Origin of the sequence: Janthinobacterium svalbardense (assembly GCF_002327145.1) — a bacterium.
Taxonomy (GTDB): Bacteria; Pseudomonadota; Gammaproteobacteria; order Burkholderiales; family Burkholderiaceae_D; genus Janthinobacterium; species Janthinobacterium tructae.
In genome coordinates this window covers 4,281,036-4,303,706 of the sequence record NZ_CP023422.1, presented here as the reverse complement: position 1 = coordinate 4,303,706, position 22,671 = coordinate 4,281,036, and the positions used below count along the sequence as shown (strand labels likewise).

Genomic DNA, 22,671 nt, shown 5'->3' with positions numbered 1-22,671 from the left:
TGGAAGCGTTTCACCCCAGATGATGCAAAAAGCACGAGACAAACTGCGGGAACTGCGCGCCCTCCATGACGACGGGCTGCTCAGCGAGCAGGAATTTGAACGCCGCAAAAACGCTATCCTCGACGCCGAGTACGCGCCGCCCGGCGCTGCACCCGTGGCCGCGCCGCTGCCGGTGCGCCAGGGCACGGAACTGGGCTTCATGACGGGCCAGGAAATCGGCCCGCAAAACCGCCGCTACCGGCTCGAACGGCTGATCGGAACGGGCGGCATGGGGCAGGTGTGGCAAGCCACCGACCTGGCCACGCACGCGGAGCTGGGCAGCAGCGAAATGGTGGCGCTGAAGATCTTGCCGCCGCAGCTGACGCAAAGCGCCACGCACGCCAAGCTGCTGATCGAGGAAGCGACCCAGGCGAGAAAACTCGCGCATGAGAACATCGTGCGCGTCTACGAGTGGGCGCAGGATCCGGCCACGGCCAGCTATTTCATCATCATGGAATGCCTCGATGGCGAAGACCTCGAGCACTACCTGGGCCGCCAGGGTGCGCTGCCGCTCTCCAGGGTGCAGCAATTGCTGCAGCCGGTGGCCGAGGCCCTGTCGTATGCGTGGGAAAAGCACAATCTGGTGCACCGCGACATCAAGCCGGGCAATGTCTTCCTGACGGCGAAGGGAGATATCAAATTGCTCGATTACGGCATCGCGACGCGCGTGCGCAATGCGGACAGCAGCCTGGCGTTGGACATGCCGAATGCGGGCACGCACGGTTATCGGGCGCCCGAGGCAGGCGCCAACCAGCGCCAGCCCAGCCCGCGCCTGGACGTGTATGCAGTGGCCGTGATGATTTACCAGATGCTGGAAGGGCGCATGCCTTTCGACGATGCGCGCAGCGCCAGCCATCTGCCCTCGCCACCGCAGGCGCTCAATGCGGCGCAGTGGCAGGTGCTGCAGAACGGTTTTTCGCTGACGGCGGAATTGCGGCCGCTATCGGTGCAAGCCTTGCTGGAAAATCTGGAGCGTGCTGCCGGGCCGTCGCCCGAAGAACTGGCGGAACAGGCACGCCAGCAGCAGGCGCGCACGGCGCAGCAGGCGCAGCAACAACGGCAGGCGGCGCTGGCCGCCGAACAGGCGCGCGAGGAAGAGATCAAGCGGGCGCGGATTCGCCAGGAAGAACTGGACCAGCGCCGCAAGGCGGAAATCCATGCCGCTGCGCTGGAAAAGCAGCGGCAGGACAAACTGCGCCGCGAACAGGAGGCGCAGCGCCATTTCGAAGCGGAAGAGGCGCGCAAGCTGCGCAAGGAAGCGCTGCGCGGCCAGTTGCGCGCGCGCCGCGAAGCCGATGCCGCCACGGCCTTGCAGGAGCATCAGGAATTGCAGCGCAAGGCCATCGTCGCCAAGGCGGAGGCGGCCTATCGCGCCGAGCAGGAACGCGCGCGTCGCGCAGAGGCCAGCCGCGCAGCAGCAGCAGCGGTCCCTGCGCCGGCCTCCGCGCCGGCGCCAGAAGCGGAACAAGTGGAAGCGGTGGCCAATGCCGAAGGCATCTTGCGCGACGATTTCCTCGATGGCGCGGGACAGGGGCCGGAACTGGTGCTCATTCCCAGTGGCCGCTTCCAGATGGGCGCGCACGAGACGGAACACAAGGCCGCCATCCAGGCCGGCTCGCAGCAGGCCTGGCTGGAGCGCGAGACGCCGCAGCACTGGGTCGGCATCGAGCGCCCGTTCGCGCTGGCGCGCCACCCCGTCAGCGTGGGCGAATGGCGCGCTTTCGTCAAGGCGACCGGCTGGGCGGGCGGTTCCGAAACGGACTGGGACAATCCCGGTTTCGTGCAAACCGATCTGCACCCGGTGGTCGGCGTGAGCTGGAATGACGCGCAGCTGTACCTGGCGTGGCTCAGCGAGCGCACCGGGCGGCAGTATCGCCTGCCCAGCGAAGCGGAGTGGGAATACGCCTGCCGCGCCGGCACGCGCACGGCCTTCAACGTGGGCGACACGATCAGCACCGAGCAAGCCAATTACGACGGCCTGTACGTCTACAACGGCGGCCCGCGCGGCGTGTACCGGGGCGGCACCACGCCGCTGGGCAGCTTCGCGCCGAATTCCTGGGGCCTGTTCGACATGCATGGCAATGTGTGGGAATGGGTGCAGGATGTGGTGCACGACAATTACGACGGCGCGCCAGTCGACGGCAGCGCGTGGGAAGAGGGCAGCGACAGCAGCCGGCGCATCCTGCGCGGCGGCTCCTGGCTGTATCACCCGCGCTATCTGCGCTCGGCCCTGCGCAACGCTTTTTCCACCGTGCTGTCGAACGATATCGTGGGCTTCCGCGTGGCGCGCACGCTCGATTAGGCGAGTACGGCGCATGGCGTCGTCACGCCGGAACCCGGAGAAATGGCGCTGATGGCCGACACCGTCTTCCGTATCATATGACCAGGTAGCAGGGGAGCTGGCTGCGCAAAGCGGGCAAACGGTGTAAATTGTGGCTTTCCAAACGCACCAAGGAACGCCATGACCATCAAAGCCATCCGCGACCAGTCGCAACCCATGCGCCACATCGTGCACGTGCGCGATCACATCATTTCCGCCGACGCCTCGGTGGCTGAAGGCGGCGGCGATGCCGGTCCCTCGCCGCACGACCTGTATGACGCGGCCCTGTCGGCCTGCAAGGCGCTCACGGTGGTCTGGTACGCCAAACACAAGGGCATCCCTCTGGAGCATGTGGAAGTGTCGACCGAGCGCGATGCCAGCGACGAGCGCAAGGGCGTGTACCGCCTGGCCACCACCCTGCACCTGAGCGGTGACTTGAGCGACGCGCAGCGCCAGGAATTGCTGGCCGCGGCCGGCAAATGCCCGCTGCATAAATTGATGACGGCTGTGACCACCGAAGTGACGACGGTGCTGGCATGAGCGCGGCCATCCTGAAAAGCCACGAAAAGGACCTGGGCGGCGGCTTTGTCGTGCGGCGTTTGCTGCCGTCCGCCGTAAAACAGGCCGTCGGCCCCTTCATTTTCTTTGACCATTTCGGCCCCATCGACGTGGCGCCCGATGCCAACCACGACGTGCGCCCCCATCCGCATATCGGCCTGGCCACCGTCACCTATCTGTTCGAAGGCGCGATCGACCACCGCGACAGCATCGGCTCGTACCAGCGCATCGAGCCGGGTGCCATCAACTGGATGACGGCCGGGCGCGGCATCGTGCATTCCGAGCGCACGCCGCACGACTTGGCGGGCCAGCCGCACCGCACGCACGGCTTGCAGCTGTGGGCCGCGCTGCCCAAGGCGCATGAAGAAGACGAACCAAGTTTCACGCACACGCCTCAGGCCGACATTCCCGTCGTGGCGCTCGATGGCGCCGTGGTGAAGGTGTTGATCGGCACGGCCTTTGGCCAGACCTCGCCCGTGCGCACCTACATGCAGACCTTGTACCTGGACGTGGCGCTGCAGGCGGGGCGCGAGCTGCGCCTGGAGGGCTTGCCGGCGGAAGCGGCGGTGTATCCGATCAGCGGAGAGGTGCTGCTCGATGGCGTGGCGCTGGTGCCGCATACCATGGCGCTGCTGGAGGCCGGCGCCGTGCCCGTGGTGACGGCAGGCAGCGGCCCGGTGCAGTTCGTGGTCATCGGCGGCGAGCCGCTGGACGGCCACCGCTTCCTGTTCTGGAATTTCGTCTCGTCGAGTAAGGAGCGTTTGTCGCAGGCGGCCGACGACTGGAGCGCCCAGCGCATGGGGCAAGTGCCGGGCGAGACGGAATTCATCCCGTTGCCGAAGGCGCCCCTGCGCCCGGCAACCTAGGCGCTTGGTTTAGAAGCGCGCGCGCAGGGTCAGCTGCGCCTTGCGCGGCTCGCCATAGAAATTGCCCCACGCAGGCGCGCCCACCGTCTGGTAGTAGCGCTTGTCGAGCAGATTCGTCACGGAGAGTGCCGCCGTCCAGTTGCGGTCGATCTGCCAGGCGGCGCGCGCGCTCCACAGTGCATACGCCCCTTGCGCCACGGTCACGTCGCGCGTCACGCGCGAGCTCTGCGTCTGGAAGTTCACGCCGCCGCCTACGCTCCACTTCTGCAAGGCACCGGGCAGGCGGTAGTCGCTCCACGCGCGCAGCATGTGGCGCGGCGAGTAGGTACTGGCAAACATCACGCCCGCATTCGAGGTCTGCTCCAGGTACTTGAAATTGTTCAGGGTGTAGCCGGCGAACAGCTGCCAGCCCGGCGCCACTTCGCCGCTGATTTCCGCATCGAGGCCTTCGCTGCGCACCTTGCCCGCCGAGAAATAGCACTCCGTGCCGCTGGAACAGGTGTTGACCAGGTCGAGCTCCGCGCGGTTGCGCTGCTCGATGCGGAACAGGGCCAGCGAGGCATTCACCTTGCCGTCGAACAGTTCACCTTTCACGCCCACTTCCAGGTTGCGCCCCTTGAGCGGGTCGAGCAGGGCGCCTTCGGCCGTGCGCTGGTTCTGCGGCTGGAAGATGTCGGAGACGCTGGCGTAGCCGGACCAGCGCTTGTCGAATGCGTAGATCACACCGCCATATGGCGTGACGACACCGTTTTCGCGGTACGGATCGATATACACCTCGCCCGTGTCGCGGTACACGCTGCTCCATTTGTAGTTCGAGACGCGCGCGCCGGCCACCACGGTGAGCGGATCGCTGACGCTGAAACGGGCCACGCCATACGCGCCCTTCTGCGTCATCTTCGTTACGCTGGGGTCGCCCCGGTAGCTATGTTCGCGGAACCAGGTGTCGCTCGGCTCGGCCACACCGTGATTCGGTTGCAGCGGGTTGTTCGGCTTCTGCAGCAGGGCCAGACTGAAATCGCTGTCGCTTTCCAGGCGGTTGGTGCTGACACCGGCGCTGAAACCGTGGCGGCGGCCGAAGGCGTTGAATTTGCCATCGAGCGACAGGTCGATGCCCTTGTTGGTGCTGCCGTAGTCGAACACGCCGCCGTACATCATCATGCCGGCCAGGGTGGCGGGATCGAGTGCACCCTGGCTGAACATGTATTTCACGTCATGTCGCTCGCGCGTGGTGTTGGCGCTGGCTTTCAGCGACCAGTCGGCGTCGAAGCGGTGTTCGAATTCGGCGAAGACGGCCGTTTGCTTGCTATTCCAGCGGTTCCAGTCGGCGCCGAGGAAGGTCTCGCGGGGCAGTTTCGGGTCGCTGCCATCGCGGTAGCGGGGCATGCCCGAGAAAAACGGCGTTGACTTCAGTTTTTCATGGCTGGCGCCCGTCGTCAGCTTGCTGCCCGGCGCCAGGTCGAATTCCAGCACGCCGTACAGCACGTCCGTGCGGCTGTCAGCGACGTCATAGAAATAATCGCGCTGCTCCATGGAGGCCACGGCGCGGCCGCGGATGCTGCCCGATTCATTCAGGGGACCGGTGACGTCGACTTCGCCACGCACGTCGTTCCAGCGCCCCGCGCCGAGCGCCAACTGCACCTGCTTTTCCGCCAGCGGGCGTTTGCGCACCATGTTGATGGCCGCACCCGGCGAGCCCGTGCCCTGCAGCAGTCCCGTGGCGCCGCGCACGATTTCCACGCGATCGAGCATGGCCGTATTGCTGGTAAAGCTGTTCGCCTGCGGGTAGTACATGGCGCGGTTCACGCCGTCGAACTGGTACGTTTCGACCATGAAGCCGCGCGAATACACATAGCGTCCGCCCATGGGGCTGTCGTACATGGTGACGCCGGTGGTGTTGGCCAGCACGGCGTCGATGGTGTTGAGGTTCTGGTCATCCATCTTCTGCCGCGTGACGACGCTGACCGATAGCGGAATCTCGCGCAGGGTTTGCACGCCCTTGCCGACGGTGACGGCGCGCGCCGCGTACGAGTTGCTGTGTTCACTGACAGGGTCGCGCTCCATGCTGGCGCTGACCATCACGGGCGCCATGGTCTTTTCCACGCCGGTCGCCGAGGCGGTGGAGGGCGCCGCCTGGCGCAGCACGTAGGCGCCGTTCGGCAGTTGTACCGCTTCCAGGCCGCTGCCGGCCAGCACCTGGGCAAAACCCTGGGCCACGTTGACGCTGCCGCGCACGCCGGGCGAGCGCAGGCCGCGCGTCTGCGCGGGATCGGTCGACAGGCTGACGCCGGCGGCGACGGCAAAATCGTTGAGGGCGGTGGCCAGCGGGCCGGCCGCAATGGCGTAGGCTTGCGGCGCAGCGTTTGAAGCGGCGGCCTGGCCTTGCGCCAGCGCGGGCGCGGCGACAAAGACGACAGGGGCGGCGCACGCCATGGCGAGGACGGCCAGGCGGATGGCGCGCGCGGCGGGATGGAGGACGGGGGTGGTCAGCTGCATGCTCGGTCTTTCTGTTCAGGGTATGGTCAATGGAAGATGAATCGGCTACTTATCCATGAAGCCGAAGCAGCGCAGCGAAACACCAACCCCTGGCGCAAAAAAACTGAAAATAATCAGGTTGAACGGGCCGCCACCGTGGCCCAGTAGCGCGTGAAGTACGTCACTTGCAGCCCGTGCGAGGCGCACAGGCTTTCCAGCACGGCGTCGATATCGTCGAGGCGGTAGGTGCCCGTGACGGGGCGCCGCGCCACGCCGGCATCGCAGACGAGACGCCCGCGCCGGTAGCGCGCCAGTTCCCGTACCAGTTGCTGCAGGGGCCAGTCGGCGGCCACCAGCATGCCGCGCAGCCAGCTGTCCTGGTGCGCGGGCATGGCCAGCACGGCTGCCAAGCCGGTGTCGGAGAAGCGCAACTGCTGGCCCGCTTCCAGGCGCCGCACGGCGTCCGGGCGCGCCGTGCAGCGCACTTCCACCGCATGCTCGAAGACGCTGACGGTGCTGCCATCGCCGTCGCTGCGCACGCCGAAGCGCGTGCCCAGCGCGCGTATCACGCCGTGCGGGGTGTCGACCAGGAAGGGGCGCGGATCGGATGCCGTCGTGATCATGATTTCGCCCTGGTGCAGGCGGATCCGACGCTGTGTGGCGCTGTAAGCGACATCCACGGCGCTATCCGTATTCATCTCCAGGCGCCCGCCATCGGCCAGGGTCACGTGGCGGCGCTGGCCCGGCGCCGTGCGCAAGGACGCCGTCAGGGCTTGCCATGGGCCTGATTGCAGGCCCGCCTGGCCCAGCGCGATGCCGCCGCCGGCCGCTACCAGCACGGCGAGTATCTTGGCGGCCGCGCGCCGGCGCTGCTGCGCCGCCTGCAGCGCGGGAATCGCCAGCGCTGCCGGTATCGCGCCCAGCTGGCCATCCAGGCGCTGCAGCAGCTGCCAGGCCCGTTCATGCTCGGCGCTGGCGTCGCGCCAGGCTTGCACGGCGGCTGCGTCTGCACTGCCGCACTGGAGTTCCACGTGCCAGTGGGCGGCGGCGGCCAGCACCTTGCGGGGGATAGGCGATGAAACGGGGGCGGATGCGGTGAACATCAGGCTGCCGCCAGCAGCAGGCATTCCGTGTAGGCGCGCACCAGGTGCTTCTTGACGGTGGGCAGGGAGACGCCGAGGCGCCGGCTGATCTCCACATAGCTGAGCTCCTCGATTTGCGCCAGCAGGAAGATGGTCCGCGTGCGCGCCCCCAGGCGGTCGAGCAGGCGGTCGACGGCGAGCAGGGTTTCGATGATGATGGCATGCGTTTCGGCGCACATCGATGCCGGCTCGGCCTGCTGCGCCAGCGCTTCCAGGTAGGCGTGCTCCAGCGCCTGGCGCCGGTAGCGGTCGATCAGCAAGCCGCGCGCGATGGTCGCCAGGTAGCCGCGCGGCTCGCGCAGGGGCGCCAGCGGTGTCACCTCGCGCTTGCCCAGCAGGCGTAAAAATGTGTCCTGCGCCAGGTCGGCCGCCTCGGCGCGGTTGCCCAGCTTGCCGCGCAGCCAGCCATACAGCCAGCCATGGTGTTCGCTGTACAGGGTGGTCAGGGGGCTGGCATGGGTGGGACTGACGGTGCTCACTGCGTTCTCCAGGCAAGGGATGAGCTGGGCTGACGGAACGCGGGGTGCCGGCTGGCTGGGCTGTTTGAGAATGATACTCATTATCACATTGCCATGCCGCCGGCGTCAATTCGCGTCAGCCGCCCAGGCGCCAGCGCTCTTGCCACTGTTGCAGATTCGCCCAGGTCGTCTGGAGTGCGCCAGCGGACCAGTGCAGCAGGCTGTCAAATGCCAGCACGGTGCGGCGCAGGTGGATGCCATCGAAAAACACGTGGTCAGCCACGACGGTGGCGGCCAGCCAGGCGGCGAGGATGACGATGATGTCGTGGCGGCCGCTTTTCCACCAGCGCAGCGAGTGGCGGCGGAAAATCCACGGCACGCCCAGCGGATTGGGCCAGTCGGCCAGCAGATGCATGATGCCGCCGGCGGCAAAGCCGAACAGGGGCGGCGCCCACAGGTGGTGCGGCAATTGCAGATACGTGTAGACGAGCAGGGCGATCCAGGCCAGGCCCCAGTGCGTCCAGGTGCGGTGCGTGATCCACAGCCGGTGCGTGCGCGCCCACCAGGCCACTTCCAGCCAGTCCGGCGCCGTGCCGCCCAGTGCGCCCATGACAAAGGCGAGCATGCTCAGCACTTGGTAGGGGCCACCGGCGCCAGCGTGCGCGACCAGGGCCGCGGCGATCACGCCGGCAGCCCAACCGGTCGCATGATGCGCTTTGTTGGAAGCCATAGAAAATGTAAAACGCCATGCGGGCGTTGTGTGAAATGCAGGGGGATATTAACTGGATGAATATACAGTATGCAAGGGCTTGGAGGGGTGCTATTTGGAGAATATCTGGTGAGAATTTGTTAAATTGTGTGTCGGCAGGGCCTGGCTAGCGAACTCGGCAAGTCATGCCGGACGCTCAAGTGTGTTGTGCGGTTGATAATGTAATTGGCGCAGGGCGCGCTATGCTGAAAGTAGTCCCACGTTTTGAAGAGGTCTCGCCATGAAAATCCCGCGCGAATTGCAGATTCCCGCCATCGTGTTTACGCTGGAAGCGGTGTTTATTCTGGGCTTGTCGATGATTTTCCTGGTGCTCGTTCCCCGCTAGCGGGTAGCGAGGTGCCAGGAAGCGTTGTCAGGCGGTCAGCGCGCTGCTATCGCACAGCGCCGCACCCTCGGTGCGGATGATCCAGCATTCCGGATACGGTTCGCTGGCGAAGCGGTTGTGCCGCGCGAAGCCGCTGAGTTTATCCAGCGCAGTGGCGGGGGCCAGCGCGGTTTCCTTGCCGCTGGCGGTATCGATATGCCAGAAACCGCCGTTGCGGTGGAATAGCACGGGCAGGCAGCTGGCCTGCGGCGTGGCCAGGTGGCTGGCCAGCGAAGGCTGGGCTTCCGGCAGCAGCAGGTAAAAGCATTCGGCGCGGGCCCCGTGGTCGATGCGGTGCAGGATTACGCCGTGCGCGAGGAGGGCCGTGACGCTGAGCACGACGATGCCCTTGATGCTGGCAGACAATTCGATGCGCATGCCCAGGCGCAGGGCGACCGGTTTGTGCTTGCCAGGCCACACGCCGTCGAGCAGCACGCCATAGCGCGATACATCCTCGATTTCAAAACCTTGCCCGCTGCGCCGGATGATGGCGTGGCGGCCTGACAGGCGGCGCGTCAAGCCATTGTTGTCCTGGCCGTCGGGACTGAAATGGCTGAGCAGCACGTCCGCTTCCGGGTCCACCAGTTCGAAGCGGCCCAGCATGCATTCTTCCAGCGCGAACAGGCGGATCTGGCGCTGCTCGCCCGCTTCCGGCGCCGCATTGACGAGGCAGGCGGCCTGGCTCGGGTGCGGATGGCAGTGGCTGGCGGCGGGCAGGTCGACTTCGATCAACTCCTCGTCCCAGGCAATGGTGGTAAAACCCATGTCGATCTTGCCTTGCGGCGCAGATAAATCCACGTGGGCGATGCCGGCATTGCGCGCCGTCACGTCGAGGTTGCAGCCGTCGCCGCCCGTCACGCGGGCGATCGACGCGTCGTCCGCCATCACGCGCACGTTCTTGTGCGTGCTGAGGAAGATCTGGTGGATTTCCGTCAGGGTGGCGTCGCGGCGCGGCACCAGGATGACGAAGGTGCACACCCATTTTTGCGCCACGGCGCCATCGACATGGCTGTGCACTTCCACTTCGATCTGGTATTGCCCGTGTTCCTTGTTGCGCGAGGAAAACTCGACAAACACGGGGCGCCAGTCGCCGCGCGTGGTGCGCACGAAATCATGCTGTACTTGGCCACGGGGGATCAGGTCCGAGCGCAGGCGCAAGGTCAGCTGCGGCGCGCAGGCGGCGCTCATGCCGCGCAATTCCATTTTCAGGGTTTGCCGTCCGCCTGCCGCGCGCGGATCGAAGCCGCTGATGTGCAGGTGGGCTTGCACCGGCTGGTAGGCGGGCGGCACCGTTGCCGGCGCAACGGGCGCTGGCGTGAATGCCGGGGCGGCGGCGGCCGGTGAGGAGCGGCTTGCCGTTTGAATGGCAGCATCGCGAATAACAGCATCACGAATATCAGAATCATGCGCAGGGGCGTGCGAAAGCGCCGTTGCCGATGGCTCGGAACGGGCGCTGCGCAGTGCGGTCAACAGGTCGTAGCTGCTGGGAGCAGTCGTCGCTTGCGGGTGGTTGCCCGCACAGACTGTATCCCCAGGCAAGACCCAGAACGTACAGTGCGGGTGCTCCGGGTTGCTGCATTTTTTCATGACATTCTGACTCGAATCGAGCGGGGACATTCTGCCCTCTGGTCTACATGAGAGCTTACGCGCTTTTGCGCCTGCTTGGCAACTTTCGCGGCCCCGGAATGCGCACTTTTTGCCCAAATTCATGTCCCTGGTCACACCCCGTCATGTATGCCACGGAAACTATTGCTCAAAAACATATATTATGTCTTTCTGGATATGTTATTTTGATATTGCATGGAGTCGCTTCCCGTTAATGCGCGTGCGCGCCGGCCGGGCATTTTTACGCCCGCGATGCGAGCCAGGGGCGTTATGCCTTATGCTGGCCGTTCCTCCTAACGCTTGAATCGAGAGAAGAGCATGCCTGTCCAACGCCCGCTCCAGCTTGCCATTGCCTATGGCGCCACCTTGTGCGTCTTCCTGGCCATCGATGCCCTGTGGCTGGCAGTGCTGATGAAGCCTGTGTACGCGGCGGCGCTGGGGCCGCTGCTGGCGGAGTCTCCGCGCTGGGCGCCGGCCGTGTTGTTTTATCTGCTGTACGTGGCGGGGCTGCTGGTGTTTGCCATTTTGCCGGGCTTGCGCGCGCGGCGCGGGCGCACGGCGGCGGCACTGGGGGCGCTGCTTGGACTGCTTGCCTATGGCACCTATGATTTGAGCAACTATGCCACCTTGCGCGACTGGCCGCTGGGCCTGACGGCGATCGACATGGCCTGGGGCGCCGTGCTGTCGGCCGTGTCGGCGACGGCCGGTTATCTATCGGCTAGCCGACTGGGGCGCTGAACGCCGCCTCGAAGCGCAGCGCCAGCAAGGTAATGTTGTCGCTATGCAAACCTGTTGGCGGATCGGAGAGGAAGTCGTCGAACAGGGCGCTGACGGCCTGGGCAGCACTCTTGCCGGCACATAAGGCGGGCCAGCGGGCCGTGAGCGCCAGCGGATCGTCACAGGCCCAGAAGCCGTCGCTGGCCAGCACATAGTGGGCGCCGGGGCGCACGCGCAGCACGCGGCGGTCGCCCAGATGCGCCAGAAAGGGAGGCAAGGTGGATGCATCGAGGCCGCGCAGGGGCTTGTCGAGCTGCAAGCTGTCGCTCAGGGCGTTGCCTAAAATAAATGCCTGCGAGATTTGCGGATGGTGTTCGCCGTGCACGGCGGCGCGCCAGCGCGTCTCGTCGAGCGCGCCGCGCATGGCGTACACGGTGGCCGGTACGTGGTCGACGGTGAGGATGCTGGCCACTCCATCGGCAAGTTCATACAGGCGTGAATCGCCCACGTGATACAGCAGCGGCGCTTCGCCGGGCGGCACTTCCAGCAAGGTCAGGGTGGTGCCCGGCGGACGCGCCTGGGCGGGTGTGCTCCTGGCGAAACCATCCTGCAAGCGCGTGTGCAGAGCGTCGAGCCTGGCTGCCAGGCTGGCCGGGTCGAGGCAGGCAGGCATCGCCAGCAAGCCTTGCACGGCCGCTTCCGCCGCCTCGCGCCCCTGGCCATGGCCGCCCATGCCGTCGAGCACGGCTGCGCGCACATGGCCGCGCGGCCAGCCCGGCACCTGGCAGTGGAACGGCGCCTGCCGCGACAGGCAGACGGCGTGGCCGCTGGCATCGATCAGCAGGAAGTTGTCCTGGTTTTCGCGCCGCGGCAGGGGGCCAGCGCCCACGCTGCTGCCGGCGGCGGCATCGAGCCAGGGGCCGAAGTCAAGCGCGTCTTTGATTAAATGCATCGGTTGAACGGTCCAGGCGGCCAGCAATGTTGAACATAGGACACAGCTTAGCCGAAATTGTGCAGGGGCGATACCTTGCTTATCTAACAAAAAAACCTGCGGCAGCAGGCTGGCGCAGGTTTTAGAGGGGCGGGTGGCGATCAGCGACGATGGCCCCAGCCGTGACCGTGGCCGTGGCCGCGGTCATAGTAGTCGCGGCGGCCATGGTCGCGGTAGTAGCCGCGGCCCGGTTGCACGTAGACGACAGCCGGTGGGCCGTAGTAGCGCGGGGGCGGCGCGTAATACACGGGCTGCGGTGCCGGCGCGTAGTACACCGGTTGCGGTGCAGGTGCATAATAGGTTTCGCGGTAGCCGCCGCGATAGCCGCCACGGTCATAATGGCGGTCATTCGTGCTGATGCTGTTGCCGACGGCGGCGCCAAGCACGCCACCGACGATCGCGCCATTGCGCCCGCCGGTGCTGTTGCCAATGGCCGCTCCGACAACGGCGCCTGCAACGGTATTGAAGTCGCGGTCACCGGCGACTGCGGCCGAAGACACAGCCACTGCCGCTACCATTACCGCACCCAGGAGTTTCTTGTTCAACATGGCATTTCCTTCCATTCCGGCGAGATCACAATGATCTGCATGGAATGGACTATAGCTGCTGTCACCAGCTTGTTCCACGTCTAATACAACTTCTTACATTCCTGCCCCGATGGTAACAAGTCAGCGCAGGCGCGCCTGCCATTCGGGCCGCAGCAGGCTGTACATTTTGACATCGCGCATCGCGCCATTGATAAAAAACGCCTGGCGCAGCAAGCCTTCCTCGGTAAAGCCATTCTTTTGCGCGATGCGCTCGGAGCCGATGTTCAGCGGGTCCATCAGCAGCTCCAGCCGATGATACGCATAGGCGTTGAACAGGTAATCGACCAGCAGGCGCGTCGCTTCGCTGATGTAGCCTCGCCCGTCGCGCTGCCGGTCGAACAGGCGGTAGCCGATCTCGCGCGAGGCTGGCGTGCGGCTCTTGAAGTGCGTGATCGTGCCGATGATGTGCTGGGCTTTGTCTTCGATGAGGAACAATTCGCTGTCCTCGGTGACAAAACCCGATTGCAGGAAGTCGCGCCGCATGGCCTCGGGCGACTTGAATTGCATCGAGAAAAACTCGCCGCGCGAGGGCAGGTCGTTGACGAGGGAAATATAGGCATTCAGGTCGGCGGCCTGCACATGCCGGACGGTACAGAGGGTTCCCTTGAGCATGGCGGTATCCGTTAGCGATCACGATCTTGATGGTAATCGACTCTGGGGGGAGAGGCAATCGATGCCGTAAAAGTTGCTGCAATGACAGAACAAATACGCTATCGTAGAATGCCGCGCCTTGCCCCTGGCCACGGCGTATCCGCATCGACCTTGTTGACTGGACTTGACCTTACATGCATACCATCCTGACTGGCGCGCCACTGCGCCGTTCCGCTGTATCCCTTGCTCTTGGCTGCATCGTCAGTGCCGGCGCCTTTGCCGCCGCGCCAGGCAATGCGCCGCAAGCGCTGGCGCAGGTGCGCGACACGGCGCTGCAAAGCGACTGGGCGTATGCCCGCCTGGCCGACATGACGGATCTGATCGGCCCGCGCCTGTCCGGTTCCGCCGGCGCGGCGGCCGCCGTGCAGCAGGTGGCAGAGACCATGCGCCAACTGGGCGCCACCGTCACCTTGCAGCCCGTGAAAGTGCCGCACTGGGTGCGTGGCGTGGAAACGGCGGACATCGTCGACTACGCGGGCCGTCCGCAGGGCGTATCGCAGCGCGTGGTGCTGACCGCCCTGGGCGGTTCGGGCGCCACCCCGGCCGCCGGCCTGACGGCGCGCCTCATCATCGTCAAAAGCTTCGAGGAACTCAAGGCGCGCGCGGCGCAAGTGAAGGGCGCCATCGTGCTGATCGACACGCCGTTCGACCAGGAGATGGCCGAGCGGGGCCTGGCCGGCGTCACCTACGGCCAGGGTTCGCGCTTCCGTTTCAATGGACCGAAGGCGGCGGCCGACCTGGGCGCGGTCGCCGCGCTGGTGCGTTCGATCGGCGGCGCGAACTTCCGCATCCCGCATGCGGGCGCCACTGGCCTCGATGACAACAAACGCATTCCCGCCGCTGCCGTCACGGTGGAAGACGCCTTGCTGATCGGCCGTCTGGCCGCACGCGGCCCGATGAAAATGCACCTGACCCTGACGCCACAAAACCTGCCCGAGGCGGACAGCTACAACGTCATCGCCGACTGGCCGGGCACGGACAAGGCCGACGAAGTGGTAGTGGTCTCGGGCCACCTCGATTCCTGGGACCTGGCGACGGGCGCGCACGACGACGGCGCCGGCGTGGTGGCGGCCATGGGTGTGGTGGAAACCCTGAAAAAGCTCGACTACCGCCCGCGCCGCACCATCCGCGTGATCGCCTGGATGAACGAGGAAAACGGCGGCCGTGGCGGCCAGGCCTATTTCGAGGCCCACAAGCAGGCGCTCGGCAAGCAATATGCGGCCATCGAGATGGATAGCGGCGCCGGCCGTCCGTTCGGCATCAAGGCCAGCGTGGGGCCGAAGGCGGAAAAACTGTTTGCGCCGTTGCTGGCCGCCCTGCAACCGATGGGCGCGCACGCGTTCACGCGCCGCGACGCGCTGGGTACGGGCGACTTGCACCGCCTGGAAACGGGCGGCGTGCCCAGCTTCGAGCCGCTGGTCGACAGCCACAGCTACTTCCACTACCACCACACGCCGGCCGACACCCTGGACAAGGTCGACCCGGAAAACCTGAAGCGCAACGTGGCGCTGATGTCGTCGCTGGCCTGGTTCCTGGCCAATATCGACGGCGAGATCGGCCGCGCGCCGGAGCAGGGCGAGTAAGCGCCTATGTCGCTACCCGACCTGAACCTATTAATCGCGCTCGATGTCCTGCTGGCCGAAGGCAGCGTCACGCGCGCGGCGCGGCGCTTGCGTTTGAGTCCATCGGCCATGAGCCGCGCCCTGGCGCGCCTGCGCGAGACGACCGGCGATCCGTTGCTGGTGCGTGCCGGGCGTGAACTGGTGCCCACGCCGCGCGCGCTGGAGCTGCGCGCAAGAGTGGGGCCCCTGTTAGGCGAGGTGCTGGCCGTATTGCGTCCGGCGGAGCAGCTGGACCCACGCCAGCTGGCGCAAACATTCACGCTGCGTGCGAGCGACGGCTTTGTGGAAAATTTCGGCCCGGCGCTGCTCGCGCACATCGGCGCGCAAGCGCCTGGCGTGCGCCTGCGCTTCGTGCAAAAGGTCGACCGGGAAAGCGTGCAGCTGCGCGAGGGCAGCATCGACCTGGAAACGGGCGTGATCGGCAGCCTCACCAGTCCGGAAGTGCGCACGCGCAGGCTGTTCGGCGACCGCTTCGTGGGCGTGGTGCGCAGCGGCCATGCGCTGGCGCAAGGCGACATCAGCGCCGAGCGTTATGCGGCCGGCCAGCATGTGCTGGTGGCGCGGCGCGACCAGGATACGGGGCCGATGGACGACGCCCTGGCCGCGCTGGGACTGCAGCGCACGATCGCCAGCATCGTCGGTGGCTTTACTGCGGCGCTGGCGCTGGCCGCCGGCTCCGACCTGATCGCCACCGTGCCGGAACGGCATACGGGCAATCTGCGTGCCGGCATGTTCAGCTTTGCGCTGCCGCTAGGCATGCCCGACCTGACCGTATCGCTGATGTGGCATCCGCGCATGGATGCCGACCCGGCCCACCGCTGGATGCGCGGCTGCGTGGTCGACGCCTGCGCGGCCCGGATCAACGCCGGCTGATGCCGCCGGCAGCGGCAGGTCAGGGCTTGCTCAGAGCGCGGCCGAGCACGAAAATGGCCAGCGCGGCGAGTATCAGCGCGCTGGCGACGGCAAAGCTGGCGTGCATGCCACGGATCATGGCGGCTGGCTGGGCGCCGGTGATATCGCTGGTACCGGCAGCGAAGACGGCACCCATCACGGAGGCGCCCGTGACGAGGCCCAGATTGCGCGACAGATTGAGCATGCCGGAGATAACGCCGCGCTGGTCGGGAACGATATCGCCCATCACGGCGGTATTGTTGGCAGCCTGGAACAGCGCGTAGCTGGCCGTGAGCAGCATGATGGGCGCGACGTAGCCGGGGATGCCCAGGCTGGCGGGCAGCAGGGACAGCGCCAGGCAGGCGGCGGCCGCGCCGCACAGGCCCGCGCCGCCCATGCGCTGCGCGCCGTAGCGGTCCACCAGCCAGCCGGACGGCACGCCGCAGAACGCCGCCACCAGCGGTCCGGCCGCCAGCACCATGCCGGTGACGGCCGTGCCCAGGCCCAGGCCGCGCGCCAGGTAGAAGGGGCCGACCACCAGGGTGGACATCATGACCGTCGATACCAGCATGCTGGTCGCCAGGCCTGCGCCGAGCACGGGCGCGCGCAGCATGGCCAGGCGTATCAGCGGCCCCGGCGCCTTCAGTTCGACCCGGACGAACAGGATGGCGCCGACGCAGGCGGCCAGCAACAGCGCCACATTGCGTGCGCCGAAATGGCCGCGGCCCAGCGTCATGGCCAGCGCATAGGCGCCCAGGGTCAGCGCCAGCAGCACGGTGCCGCGGTGGTCGAACACGGGACGCTTGGCGTGCGCGCCGCCCCGGTCCGCCGGCAGGTAGCGCCAGGCCAGCAGCAGCGCCACGGCAGCCAGCGGCACGTTGACGAGGAAAATGGCTGGCCAGCCGAAGTGCGCGATCAGCAGGCCGCCCAGCGCGGGGCCGAGCGTGGTGCCGACCGCCGACATGGTGCCGAGCAGGCCCATGGCGCTGCCCGTCCTGGCCTTGGGCACGGTGCTGCCGACAAAGGCCATGGTCAGGGCCATCATGACGGAAGCGGCCAGGCCCTGCAGGGCGCGCGCGGCGACCAGCAGCCACAGGGTGGGCGCCAGGGCGCACAGGGCGGAGGCGACGGCAAACAGCGCGATGCCGGCCAGCAGCAGGCGGCGCCGGCCGAGCATGTCGCCGAGCCGCCCCACGCTGACGATCAGCGCGGTGATGGCCAGCAGGTACGCCAGCACGATCCATTGCACGTCCTGGAATGGCGCATGCAGGGCCTTGGCCATGTCGGGCAGGCCCACGTTGGCGATGCTGGTGCCCAGCGCCGGCAGCAGCATTGCCAGGGACAGGCTGGCAAGCGCGCCGCGCACGGGTGTGGTGACGCTACCGGCTTCGGTGGCCTGCTGCTCGGGTGGAGCGGGTTTTGACGGTGGTTGCATGGCGTGGCTGATCCTCGAATAGGGTCACCACATGGTACTGAGGGATCTGGCATAGCGGAAGACGCATCATTTGCATTATGTTATTGCGTTTGACGCCATGTGAGGAGCGGTGCCTTCGGACTTCAATCTGAATAACCTTGCATAGCGTCCGCCGCGTCGTGGCGGATGCCCCACCACGGCAGATACGCATGGTTTTCGCCGCGCGCGCGGAACCACGGCTTGTCTTGGTCGATAGGGCGTACTTTGTCAGGCGGCGTGACCAGCACGCCCGTGACGCTGGCAGGATCGCTGGTGCCCGCCACCAGCACGCTCTTGCCGACGTGGTTCGCATGGGCGATGCCCAGGGCGACATTGGTCAGCGCCGTGCCGGTGCCCATTTCGCCCAGCAGCGCCGGCGTATTAAAAGTCTGTGGCAGGAAGTCGAAGCCCGGCACTTCCAGGGTCAAGGCATGCGCCAGCTGGCCCAGCCGGTCGGAGGAGGTGGGCAGGGTCTTGCTGGCGTCGTGGATGACGTAGCCGATGTCGGTCTCCGTCTTGCCGCCATGGCGCGCCGCTTCGGCAAATACGGCTTGCCAGGCCTGCACGGCGCGCGGCGGCTGGTCCTTGGCCAGTTCAAAGTCCGCCACGCTTTTCGTGGCCGGATAGCCTATCCACGCCAGCGCCGCCCGCTCCGTTTTGTAATCAGGGCCGGCCAGCACCAGCAGCACCAGGTTTTCATTGATCTGCATGGTTTTCGGTCGGCTCGGCGCATCCCAGTTCATGACCCACACGGTTTCCTTCGGATGCGCTTCCAGATAGGCCAGCGCGGCGTGCAGGGAGATGAAGCCCGCATTGTTGCCGCCCAGGGTGATGCGCACGTCGGGTGGGGTGGCGCGGGTCCAGAGGGTGGGGAAATTGACATTGCCGATGTTGAAGGTGTCGATGATGCGTTCGCGTGTAGTGTTTTTTGCCTCTTCTGAGTCCAACTTACCAGCAGGCAGGGCATATTCGACGCGGATGCCTGCCAGTTCGCGCCAGTTCTGTTTTTGATCCTTGGGATAGACCCGATAAAAGTAGGTGGGGCTGGAATAGTAAATGTCATGAAATAGGCTGGTTAATTTTCGCACATATTTATATTGATAGCCCTTGAACGTTTCCGTGCCATCGAGATCGTGAGCAATGGGGGCGACGGCCTGCAAGGTACTGAAGCCCCTGGGATCCGTCCTGACCATATCGTCATTCTTGTTGGGTTTGGCCAGCCCCAACGTCCATAGCAGTTGCCACTCCGTTGGATAGTCGAGCCGCTGCAGTGGATTGAGCCACTGCAGGCCCACCACTTGTGCCCGGAATGGAACGTGGGCCGTGATTGTTGGGAGATCGTCTTCTTTCTGCGCAGGTTGCACGGTGCAGGCCGTCAATAGCGCAAACATGGAGAAAGCGGCGAGCATGGGCAGTGCAAGGAACGGTTTCATGAGTTCTCCAGGTGAATGGATAGTCTGGTGACCTGCATAGCTTGGCCAGTTGAGCCAGAGCGCAAGGCAAATGACTATGAAAGATGTGGCGAGCGCCCAGGCCAATCGCTGGCGCGTCGTGGCAATGAATTTACGCACCGTCAGTCCTCAGCGCAAAGTTGGTGGAAGGGTCGGCAGGCTTGGCGTTCTGGCGCTCGTCAACGATGCTTTTTGGTTTTCTGGCAGGGCTGTCTTTGGCGTTAGCCCATTTGTATAAAGATGTTTTTTTGAATTCTCCGCTGTCGTAATACTCAAAAAATTCGGCGCTATCATCGTTGGCATTGAGAGGCTCTAACAACCTCCAATCCGCCGCCACCCGTAACTTGCGCAACGCCTCCTGCCTGATCGTGCACACGCCCACCGCCACGTCATACGCCAGCGCCTTCTGCGCATGCTCGGGATTGGTCATGATGGTCGAGTGATCGGTGGCGTGGGTGTCGATGTTGGCGGCCAGGTAGTTCTGGATTTCGTTCTTGCGCCAGGCATTGAATTCCTTGCTAGCCTCCTCCGGCTTGTCCACCGCCGTCACAGGCTTGCCTTTTTCGACCCAGCCGTCGCGCCTGGCCTGCATGCGCAGCATGCCGTTCTGTTCGTAGCGCAGCGCCGCCTCGGTTTGCGCATCGCCCTTGCCCTGGGAACGGTAAGGCGCGTACGCGTCATCGGCTTCGGCGGCACGGTCCTTGTGCAGGGAGTCGGCCGGGGCATCGCAGCCTTCGTCAAATTGTTCGCTGGTGTCGGCAAAGCGCTTCGAGTGCGGCAGGAATGCCTCGGGCAGCTTGGGCGCTTTCATCGGCAGCCGCCAGGACTTGGGTGGCAGGGCGTTGATGCGCGTGCCGGCAGTCTTGGCGAGAATGATGACGATGGGCGCGAACAAAAAGGTCAGTATCTTGCGCCCGATGCCTTTGCTGGCCCGCATGCCCTTTTCGATCGAGTATTCGGCGACCAGTGAACGCGGGTGCCAGAAATCGAGGCTGTCCGGCGTCAATGGCTGGCCATTGCGCTGCCAGATATCGTAGTCCTTTTCATTTTCCTGGCCGACAAGGTGGTTTTGCGCAAACACGCGCTGCGTGAAGACGCCTTCGCCACCCGTATCGGCAATTTCCTGCGCCGACATGCCGCGCCAGCCTATGCCCTGCACGGGGGTGGCCGAAATCACCTGGTCGTGCGGATTGAAATACAGGGTGACCCTGCCATAGGTGGAGCCATGCAAGCCGTAGTTTGCGCGGTCGAACGCGGCCGTGTAGCTGTCCTTGCGTTCAGGCTTGCGATTGGCGCTGCACTCGTCGACAAAGGCGGCATCCTGCTGCATGGCCGAGCGTGTGCGCAGGATGTTGAAAAACGCTTTCAAGGTTTGCGTGCGGGCTTCGTACTTTTGCCGGCCCGTATTGCCATGCTCATCCTTCAGATGGCCGCTGACCCAGTTTTCCGTGAAATTGCTATCGAGCAGGCTGTAGGGTGGATTGCACAGCACATAACTGTCGGCCACGGCGGACGGCCCCAGCGTTTCACCGAGAAAGGCGGCCGCCATGGCCACCATATTGCCCTGGCTATGGCAGACGATGGTGACGGGTGCATCGTGCTGGCAAGCGCGTATCGATTGTACGAGACGCGCCAGGCGCCACGCGGCGAACACAAAATACGGGCGCGGCGGGCAGGCATACACTTGCCGGTCATTCGTCGGGTTCATGTGCTGGATATGCATCCACAGGAACAATTCTTCCGACAAACCCTGGCCCCACAGGTCAGGCAGGGCGCTGCAGCCGTTGGCGAACGGCCCGCCGCCCCAGTAATTCTTTTCGTTGAGATAGATGCCGTCGCCGAATGCCTGCAACTCTTCGCCGTTGGCCTTGTAGCCCCAGCGAAAGCGGATCACGGGCGAATTGGCATCGTCCGCCTGCAGAAAGGTGGTGGCGTTGCGCTTGGGATTGAGGAAACCGTCATCCGTCAATTCGCGCGCGTATGTCGCAGCCTGCATCTGCCCGGCGGCCGGGCCAGGTATCGCCAGGTCATCATCGCGGCGTTTCAGGCGGGCATTCAGTCCGTCGCACAGGCCTTGTTCCGCCTGCTCATACCATTCACCGTCGGAATTGACGCCGTGCACAAAGATGATGATGCCGGGACGCGGCAGGCGCGTGACGGCCTTGAGCAGCGCATGGCTGAACAAGGTCGTGCCTTCGGCTTCGGCGAGCAGGATGCAATTATTGTCGAGCGTAGGGTCGGGCGACATGCGGGCGCTCCGTCAGCGTCAAGCAGGAAAAGGCGGCGCCAAAGTGAACTCAGGCAATCTGCACTGTATGCGGATTGCCTGAGGTGGGACTTGCGTGGTGTCAAGAAAGGCGGTGCGAGGGGCGGGGAGTGCCCGAGGCAATCAGATCGCGTTCAGCGGTATTTTGAGGTAGCGCACGCCGTTGTCTTCCGGCTCGGGCAGCTTGCCCGCGTTGATGTTGACCTGGATGGCGGGCAGGATCAGGGTCGGCATGTCCAGCGTGGCGTCGCGGCCCGTGCGCATGGCCACGAACTGTTCTTCCGTGATGCCGTCGCGCAAGTGGATGTTGCTGGCGCGCTGTTCGGCCACCGTCACTTCCCAGCGCGGCGCGCGGCCGTTGGGCGGGTAGTCGTGGCACATGAACAGCCGCGTTTGCGGCGGCAGCGCCAGCAGGCGCCGCACGGAGCGGTACAGCAGGGACGCGGAGCCGCCTGGAAAGTCGCAGCGGGCCGAACCCACGTCCGGCATGAACAGGGTGTCGCCGACGAAGACGGCGTCGCCGATCTGGTAAGCCAGGTCGGCCGGCGTGTGGCCGGGCACGTGCAGCGCGCGCACTTCCAACTTACCAATATGAAACACCTGGTCGGGCGCGAACAGCTGGTTGAACTGCGAGCCGTCGGCCCTGGCGCCGTCCTGGTGGTAGACGGCGGCGAACGCCTGCTGCACCGTCTGGATGGCGGCACCGATGGCCACGTCGCCGCCCAGCTGCTGTTGCAGGTAGGGCGCGGCGGACAGGTGATCGGCATGCGCGTGGGTTTCCAGCAGCCAGCGGCACTGCAAGCCGTGTTCGCGCACGAAGGCGATCACTTTGTCGGCCGAGGTGGTCGAGGTGCGGCCCGCCTTCGGGTCGTAGTCGAGCACGGAATCGATGATGGCGCAGTCCTGGCCATCGGCCTCATACACCACATAGGTGACGGTGGCGGTGGCGGGATCGAAGAAAGCTTGGATTTGTGGGGTCATCGCGGCGGCAAAGTACGGACAGGGAAGGGCATTATATCGCCAGAGTACGCTAAAAAAATGCTGAGAATTGACCTTTGGCATGCGAAAAACAGATAAGGAGTGCGCGGCAGTCGTGCGCACCCTGGCGCTTGCAGCGTGGTAACCTCATCCTACAAGGAGAAATTCATGAACGATAATACTGCACGCAGCGAACAATACCGCGGTTTTACGATTTCGGTGACCCCGCAAAAGGACAACGACGATTTATGGGATTTTACCTACCACCTGCAGCGCGAGGGCGAGAGCGCGGCGCAAGCGATCACGCGTAGCCGCACCTTGGGCGGCTACGCGGCGCCCGAAACGGCTTGCACGGCCGGGATAGAAGTGGCCAGGACGGAAGTGGATAATCTGCTGCGCCCTTGAACCAAGGTAAATCGTTTAGCCCGAAAGTCAGCCTGACCGCGCGCTGGCGCCTGAAACACGTCGCTA

The 22,671-nt window shown here is 65.2% G+C and carries 19 protein-coding genes; 7 read left to right on the top strand and 12 right to left on the bottom strand.

Annotated features, from left to right (window positions below; all coding sequences use genetic code 11):
• Positions 1-19 precede the first annotated feature (19 nt).
• The 3 genes from CNX70_RS18925 to CNX70_RS18915 all read left to right on the top strand — a co-directional run bounded on the left by CNX70_RS18925 (position 20) and on the right by CNX70_RS18915 (position 3,783).
• The gene (locus CNX70_RS18925) at positions 20-2,341 is read left to right on the top strand and encodes an SUMF1/EgtB/PvdO family nonheme iron enzyme (protein WP_096236112.1); all 2,322 of its coding nucleotides are present in this window, start codon (positions 20-22) and stop codon (positions 2,339-2,341) included.
• Positions 2,342-2,500: 159 nt separating this feature from the next.
• Positions 2,501-2,899: an OsmC family protein gene (locus CNX70_RS18920; RefSeq protein WP_096236110.1), complete on the top strand. Its 399-nt coding sequence runs from the start codon at positions 2,501-2,503 to the stop codon at positions 2,897-2,899.
• Positions 2,896-3,783, top strand: coding sequence for a pirin family protein (locus CNX70_RS18915; RefSeq protein ID WP_096236108.1), 888 nt, complete (start codon positions 2,896-2,898; stop codon positions 3,781-3,783). Before CNX70_RS18920 ends, CNX70_RS18915 begins: the two co-directional genes overlap by 4 nt.
• Before the next feature lie 9 nt (positions 3,784-3,792).
• Here the strand turns inward: CNX70_RS18915 and CNX70_RS18910 are convergent, their stop codons facing one another.
• The 5 genes from CNX70_RS18910 to CNX70_RS18890 form a co-directional block, all read right to left on the bottom strand.
• Positions 3,793-6,276, bottom strand: coding sequence for a TonB-dependent siderophore receptor (locus tag CNX70_RS18910; protein ID WP_096236106.1), 2,484 nt, complete (start codon positions 6,274-6,276; stop codon positions 3,793-3,795).
• Between the two features lie 113 nt (positions 6,277-6,389).
• On the bottom strand, positions 6,390-7,358 hold the full coding sequence (locus CNX70_RS18905; protein ID WP_167389685.1) for a FecR domain-containing protein: 969 nt from the start codon (positions 7,356-7,358) through the stop codon (positions 6,390-6,392).
• Positions 7,358-7,876: a sigma-70 family RNA polymerase sigma factor gene (locus CNX70_RS18900; RefSeq protein WP_244198864.1), complete on the bottom strand. Its 519-nt coding sequence runs from the start codon at positions 7,874-7,876 to the stop codon at positions 7,358-7,360. Before CNX70_RS18900 ends, CNX70_RS18905 begins: the two co-directional genes overlap by 1 nt.
• Positions 7,877-7,991: 115 nt before the next feature.
• Complete coding sequence (locus tag CNX70_RS18895) at positions 7,992-8,585, bottom strand: metal-dependent hydrolase (RefSeq protein WP_096236100.1); 594 nt, start codon at positions 8,583-8,585, stop codon at positions 7,992-7,994.
• Between the two features lie 391 nt (positions 8,586-8,976).
• Positions 8,977-10,575 carry an FHA domain-containing protein gene (locus CNX70_RS18890; RefSeq protein WP_244198863.1) on the bottom strand — a complete coding sequence of 533 codons (1,599 nt, stop codon included), beginning with the start codon at positions 10,573-10,575 and terminating at the stop codon, positions 8,977-8,979.
• 336 nt (positions 10,576-10,911) lie between these two features.
• Here CNX70_RS18890 and CNX70_RS18885 point away from each other — a divergent pair, with 336 nt between their 5' ends.
• Complete coding sequence (locus CNX70_RS18885; RefSeq protein WP_096236098.1) at positions 10,912-11,331, top strand: DUF2177 family protein; 420 nt, start codon at positions 10,912-10,914, stop codon at positions 11,329-11,331.
• Here CNX70_RS18885 and CNX70_RS18880 read toward each other — a convergent pair.
• From CNX70_RS18880 to CNX70_RS18870, 3 genes are all read right to left on the bottom strand, one after another.
• On the bottom strand, positions 11,312-12,262 hold the full coding sequence (locus tag CNX70_RS18880) for a PP2C family protein-serine/threonine phosphatase (RefSeq protein WP_096236096.1): 951 nt from the start codon (positions 12,260-12,262) through the stop codon (positions 11,312-11,314). The genes CNX70_RS18885 and CNX70_RS18880 overlap by 20 nt on opposite strands.
• Positions 12,263-12,402: 140 nt before the next feature.
• Entirely contained in the window at positions 12,403-12,849 is a 447-nt protein-coding gene (locus tag CNX70_RS18875; protein ID WP_096236095.1) for a glycine zipper 2TM domain-containing protein, read from the bottom strand.
• A gap of 120 nt (positions 12,850-12,969) precedes the next feature.
• Entirely contained in the window at positions 12,970-13,500 is a 531-nt protein-coding gene (locus CNX70_RS18870; RefSeq protein WP_096236093.1) for a GNAT family N-acetyltransferase, read from the bottom strand.
• 173 nt (positions 13,501-13,673) lie between these two features.
• Between CNX70_RS18870 and CNX70_RS18865 the strand changes: the two genes are divergently transcribed.
• Together CNX70_RS18865 and CNX70_RS18860 are read left to right on the top strand one after the other, a co-directional pair.
• Positions 13,674-15,122, top strand: a complete 1,449-nt coding sequence (locus CNX70_RS18865) for a M20/M25/M40 family metallo-hydrolase (RefSeq protein WP_096236091.1) — start codon at positions 13,674-13,676, stop codon at positions 15,120-15,122.
• A 6-nt stretch (positions 15,123-15,128) separates the two neighbouring features.
• Positions 15,129-16,034: a LysR family transcriptional regulator gene (locus CNX70_RS18860; protein WP_096236089.1), complete on the top strand. Its 906-nt coding sequence runs from the start codon at positions 15,129-15,131 to the stop codon at positions 16,032-16,034.
• 19 nt (positions 16,035-16,053) lie between these two features.
• Here the strand turns inward: CNX70_RS18860 and CNX70_RS18855 are convergent, their stop codons facing one another.
• The 4 genes from CNX70_RS18855 to CNX70_RS18840 all read right to left on the bottom strand — a co-directional run bounded on the left by CNX70_RS18855 (position 16,054) and on the right by CNX70_RS18840 (position 22,203).
• Positions 16,054-17,487 (bottom strand): MFS transporter, encoded by a 1,434-nt coding sequence (locus CNX70_RS18855; protein WP_096236087.1) that lies wholly within the window; start codon positions 17,485-17,487, stop codon positions 16,054-16,056.
• 122 nt (positions 17,488-17,609) lie between these two features.
• Positions 17,610-19,076 carry a virulence factor gene (locus CNX70_RS18850; RefSeq protein WP_096236085.1) on the bottom strand — a complete coding sequence of 489 codons (1,467 nt, stop codon included), beginning with the start codon at positions 19,074-19,076 and terminating at the stop codon, positions 17,610-17,612.
• The gene (locus CNX70_RS18845) at positions 19,069-21,204 is read right to left on the bottom strand and encodes a T6SS effector phospholipase Tle3 domain-containing protein (RefSeq protein ID WP_096236083.1); all 2,136 of its coding nucleotides are present in this window, start codon (positions 21,202-21,204) and stop codon (positions 19,069-19,071) included. Before CNX70_RS18845 ends, CNX70_RS18850 begins: the two co-directional genes overlap by 8 nt.
• Positions 21,205-21,345: 141 nt before the next feature.
• Positions 21,346-22,203, bottom strand: a complete 858-nt coding sequence (locus CNX70_RS18840; protein WP_096236081.1) for an MBL fold metallo-hydrolase — start codon at positions 22,201-22,203, stop codon at positions 21,346-21,348.
• A gap of 165 nt (positions 22,204-22,368) precedes the next feature.
• Between CNX70_RS18840 and CNX70_RS18835 the strand changes: the two genes are divergently transcribed.
• Positions 22,369-22,605, top strand: a complete 237-nt coding sequence (locus CNX70_RS18835) for a hypothetical protein (protein ID WP_096236079.1) — start codon at positions 22,369-22,371, stop codon at positions 22,603-22,605.
• Positions 22,606-22,671: the final 66 nt, after the last annotated feature.

What these genes read in the sequence shown, in the direction of transcription:
- CNX70_RS18895 (WP_096236100.1), bottom strand. Translation starts at nt 8,585, where the DNA reads ATGGCTTCCAACAAAGCGCATCATGCGACCGGTTGGGCTGCCGGCGTG.
- CNX70_RS18860 (WP_096236089.1), top strand. Translation starts at nt 15,129, where the DNA reads ATGTCGCTACCCGACCTGAACCTATTAATCGCGCTCGATGTCCTGCTG.
- CNX70_RS18875 (WP_096236095.1), bottom strand. Translation starts at nt 12,849, where the DNA reads ATGTTGAACAAGAAACTCCTGGGTGCGGTAATGGTAGCGGCAGTGGCT.
- CNX70_RS18920 (WP_096236110.1), top strand. Translation starts at nt 2,501, where the DNA reads ATGACCATCAAAGCCATCCGCGACCAGTCGCAACCCATGCGCCACATC.
- CNX70_RS18885 (WP_096236098.1), top strand. Translation starts at nt 10,912, where the DNA reads ATGCCTGTCCAACGCCCGCTCCAGCTTGCCATTGCCTATGGCGCCACC.
- CNX70_RS18845 (WP_096236083.1), bottom strand. Translation starts at nt 21,204, where the DNA reads ATGTCGCCCGACCCTACGCTCGACAATAATTGCATCCTGCTCGCCGAA.
- CNX70_RS18890 (WP_244198863.1), bottom strand. Translation starts at nt 10,575, where the DNA reads ATGAAAAAATGCAGCAACCCGGAGCACCCGCACTGTACGTTCTGGGTC.
- CNX70_RS18880 (WP_096236096.1), bottom strand. Translation starts at nt 12,262, where the DNA reads ATGCATTTAATCAAAGACGCGCTTGACTTCGGCCCCTGGCTCGATGCC.
- CNX70_RS18905 (WP_167389685.1), bottom strand. Translation starts at nt 7,358, where the DNA reads ATGTTCACCGCATCCGCCCCCGTTTCATCGCCTATCCCCCGCAAGGTG.
- CNX70_RS18840 (WP_096236081.1), bottom strand. Translation starts at nt 22,203, where the DNA reads ATGACCCCACAAATCCAAGCTTTCTTCGATCCCGCCACCGCCACCGTC.
- CNX70_RS18915 (WP_096236108.1), top strand. Translation starts at nt 2,896, where the DNA reads ATGAGCGCGGCCATCCTGAAAAGCCACGAAAAGGACCTGGGCGGCGGC.
- CNX70_RS18925 (WP_096236112.1), top strand. Translation starts at nt 20, where the DNA reads ATGATGCAAAAAGCACGAGACAAACTGCGGGAACTGCGCGCCCTCCAT.
- CNX70_RS18865 (WP_096236091.1), top strand. Translation starts at nt 13,674, where the DNA reads ATGCATACCATCCTGACTGGCGCGCCACTGCGCCGTTCCGCTGTATCC.
- CNX70_RS18910 (WP_096236106.1), bottom strand. Translation starts at nt 6,276, where the DNA reads ATGCAGCTGACCACCCCCGTCCTCCATCCCGCCGCGCGCGCCATCCGC.
- CNX70_RS18835 (WP_096236079.1), top strand. Translation starts at nt 22,369, where the DNA reads ATGAACGATAATACTGCACGCAGCGAACAATACCGCGGTTTTACGATT.
- CNX70_RS18870 (WP_096236093.1), bottom strand. Translation starts at nt 13,500, where the DNA reads ATGCTCAAGGGAACCCTCTGTACCGTCCGGCATGTGCAGGCCGCCGAC.
- CNX70_RS18855 (WP_096236087.1), bottom strand. Translation starts at nt 17,487, where the DNA reads ATGCAACCACCGTCAAAACCCGCTCCACCCGAGCAGCAGGCCACCGAA.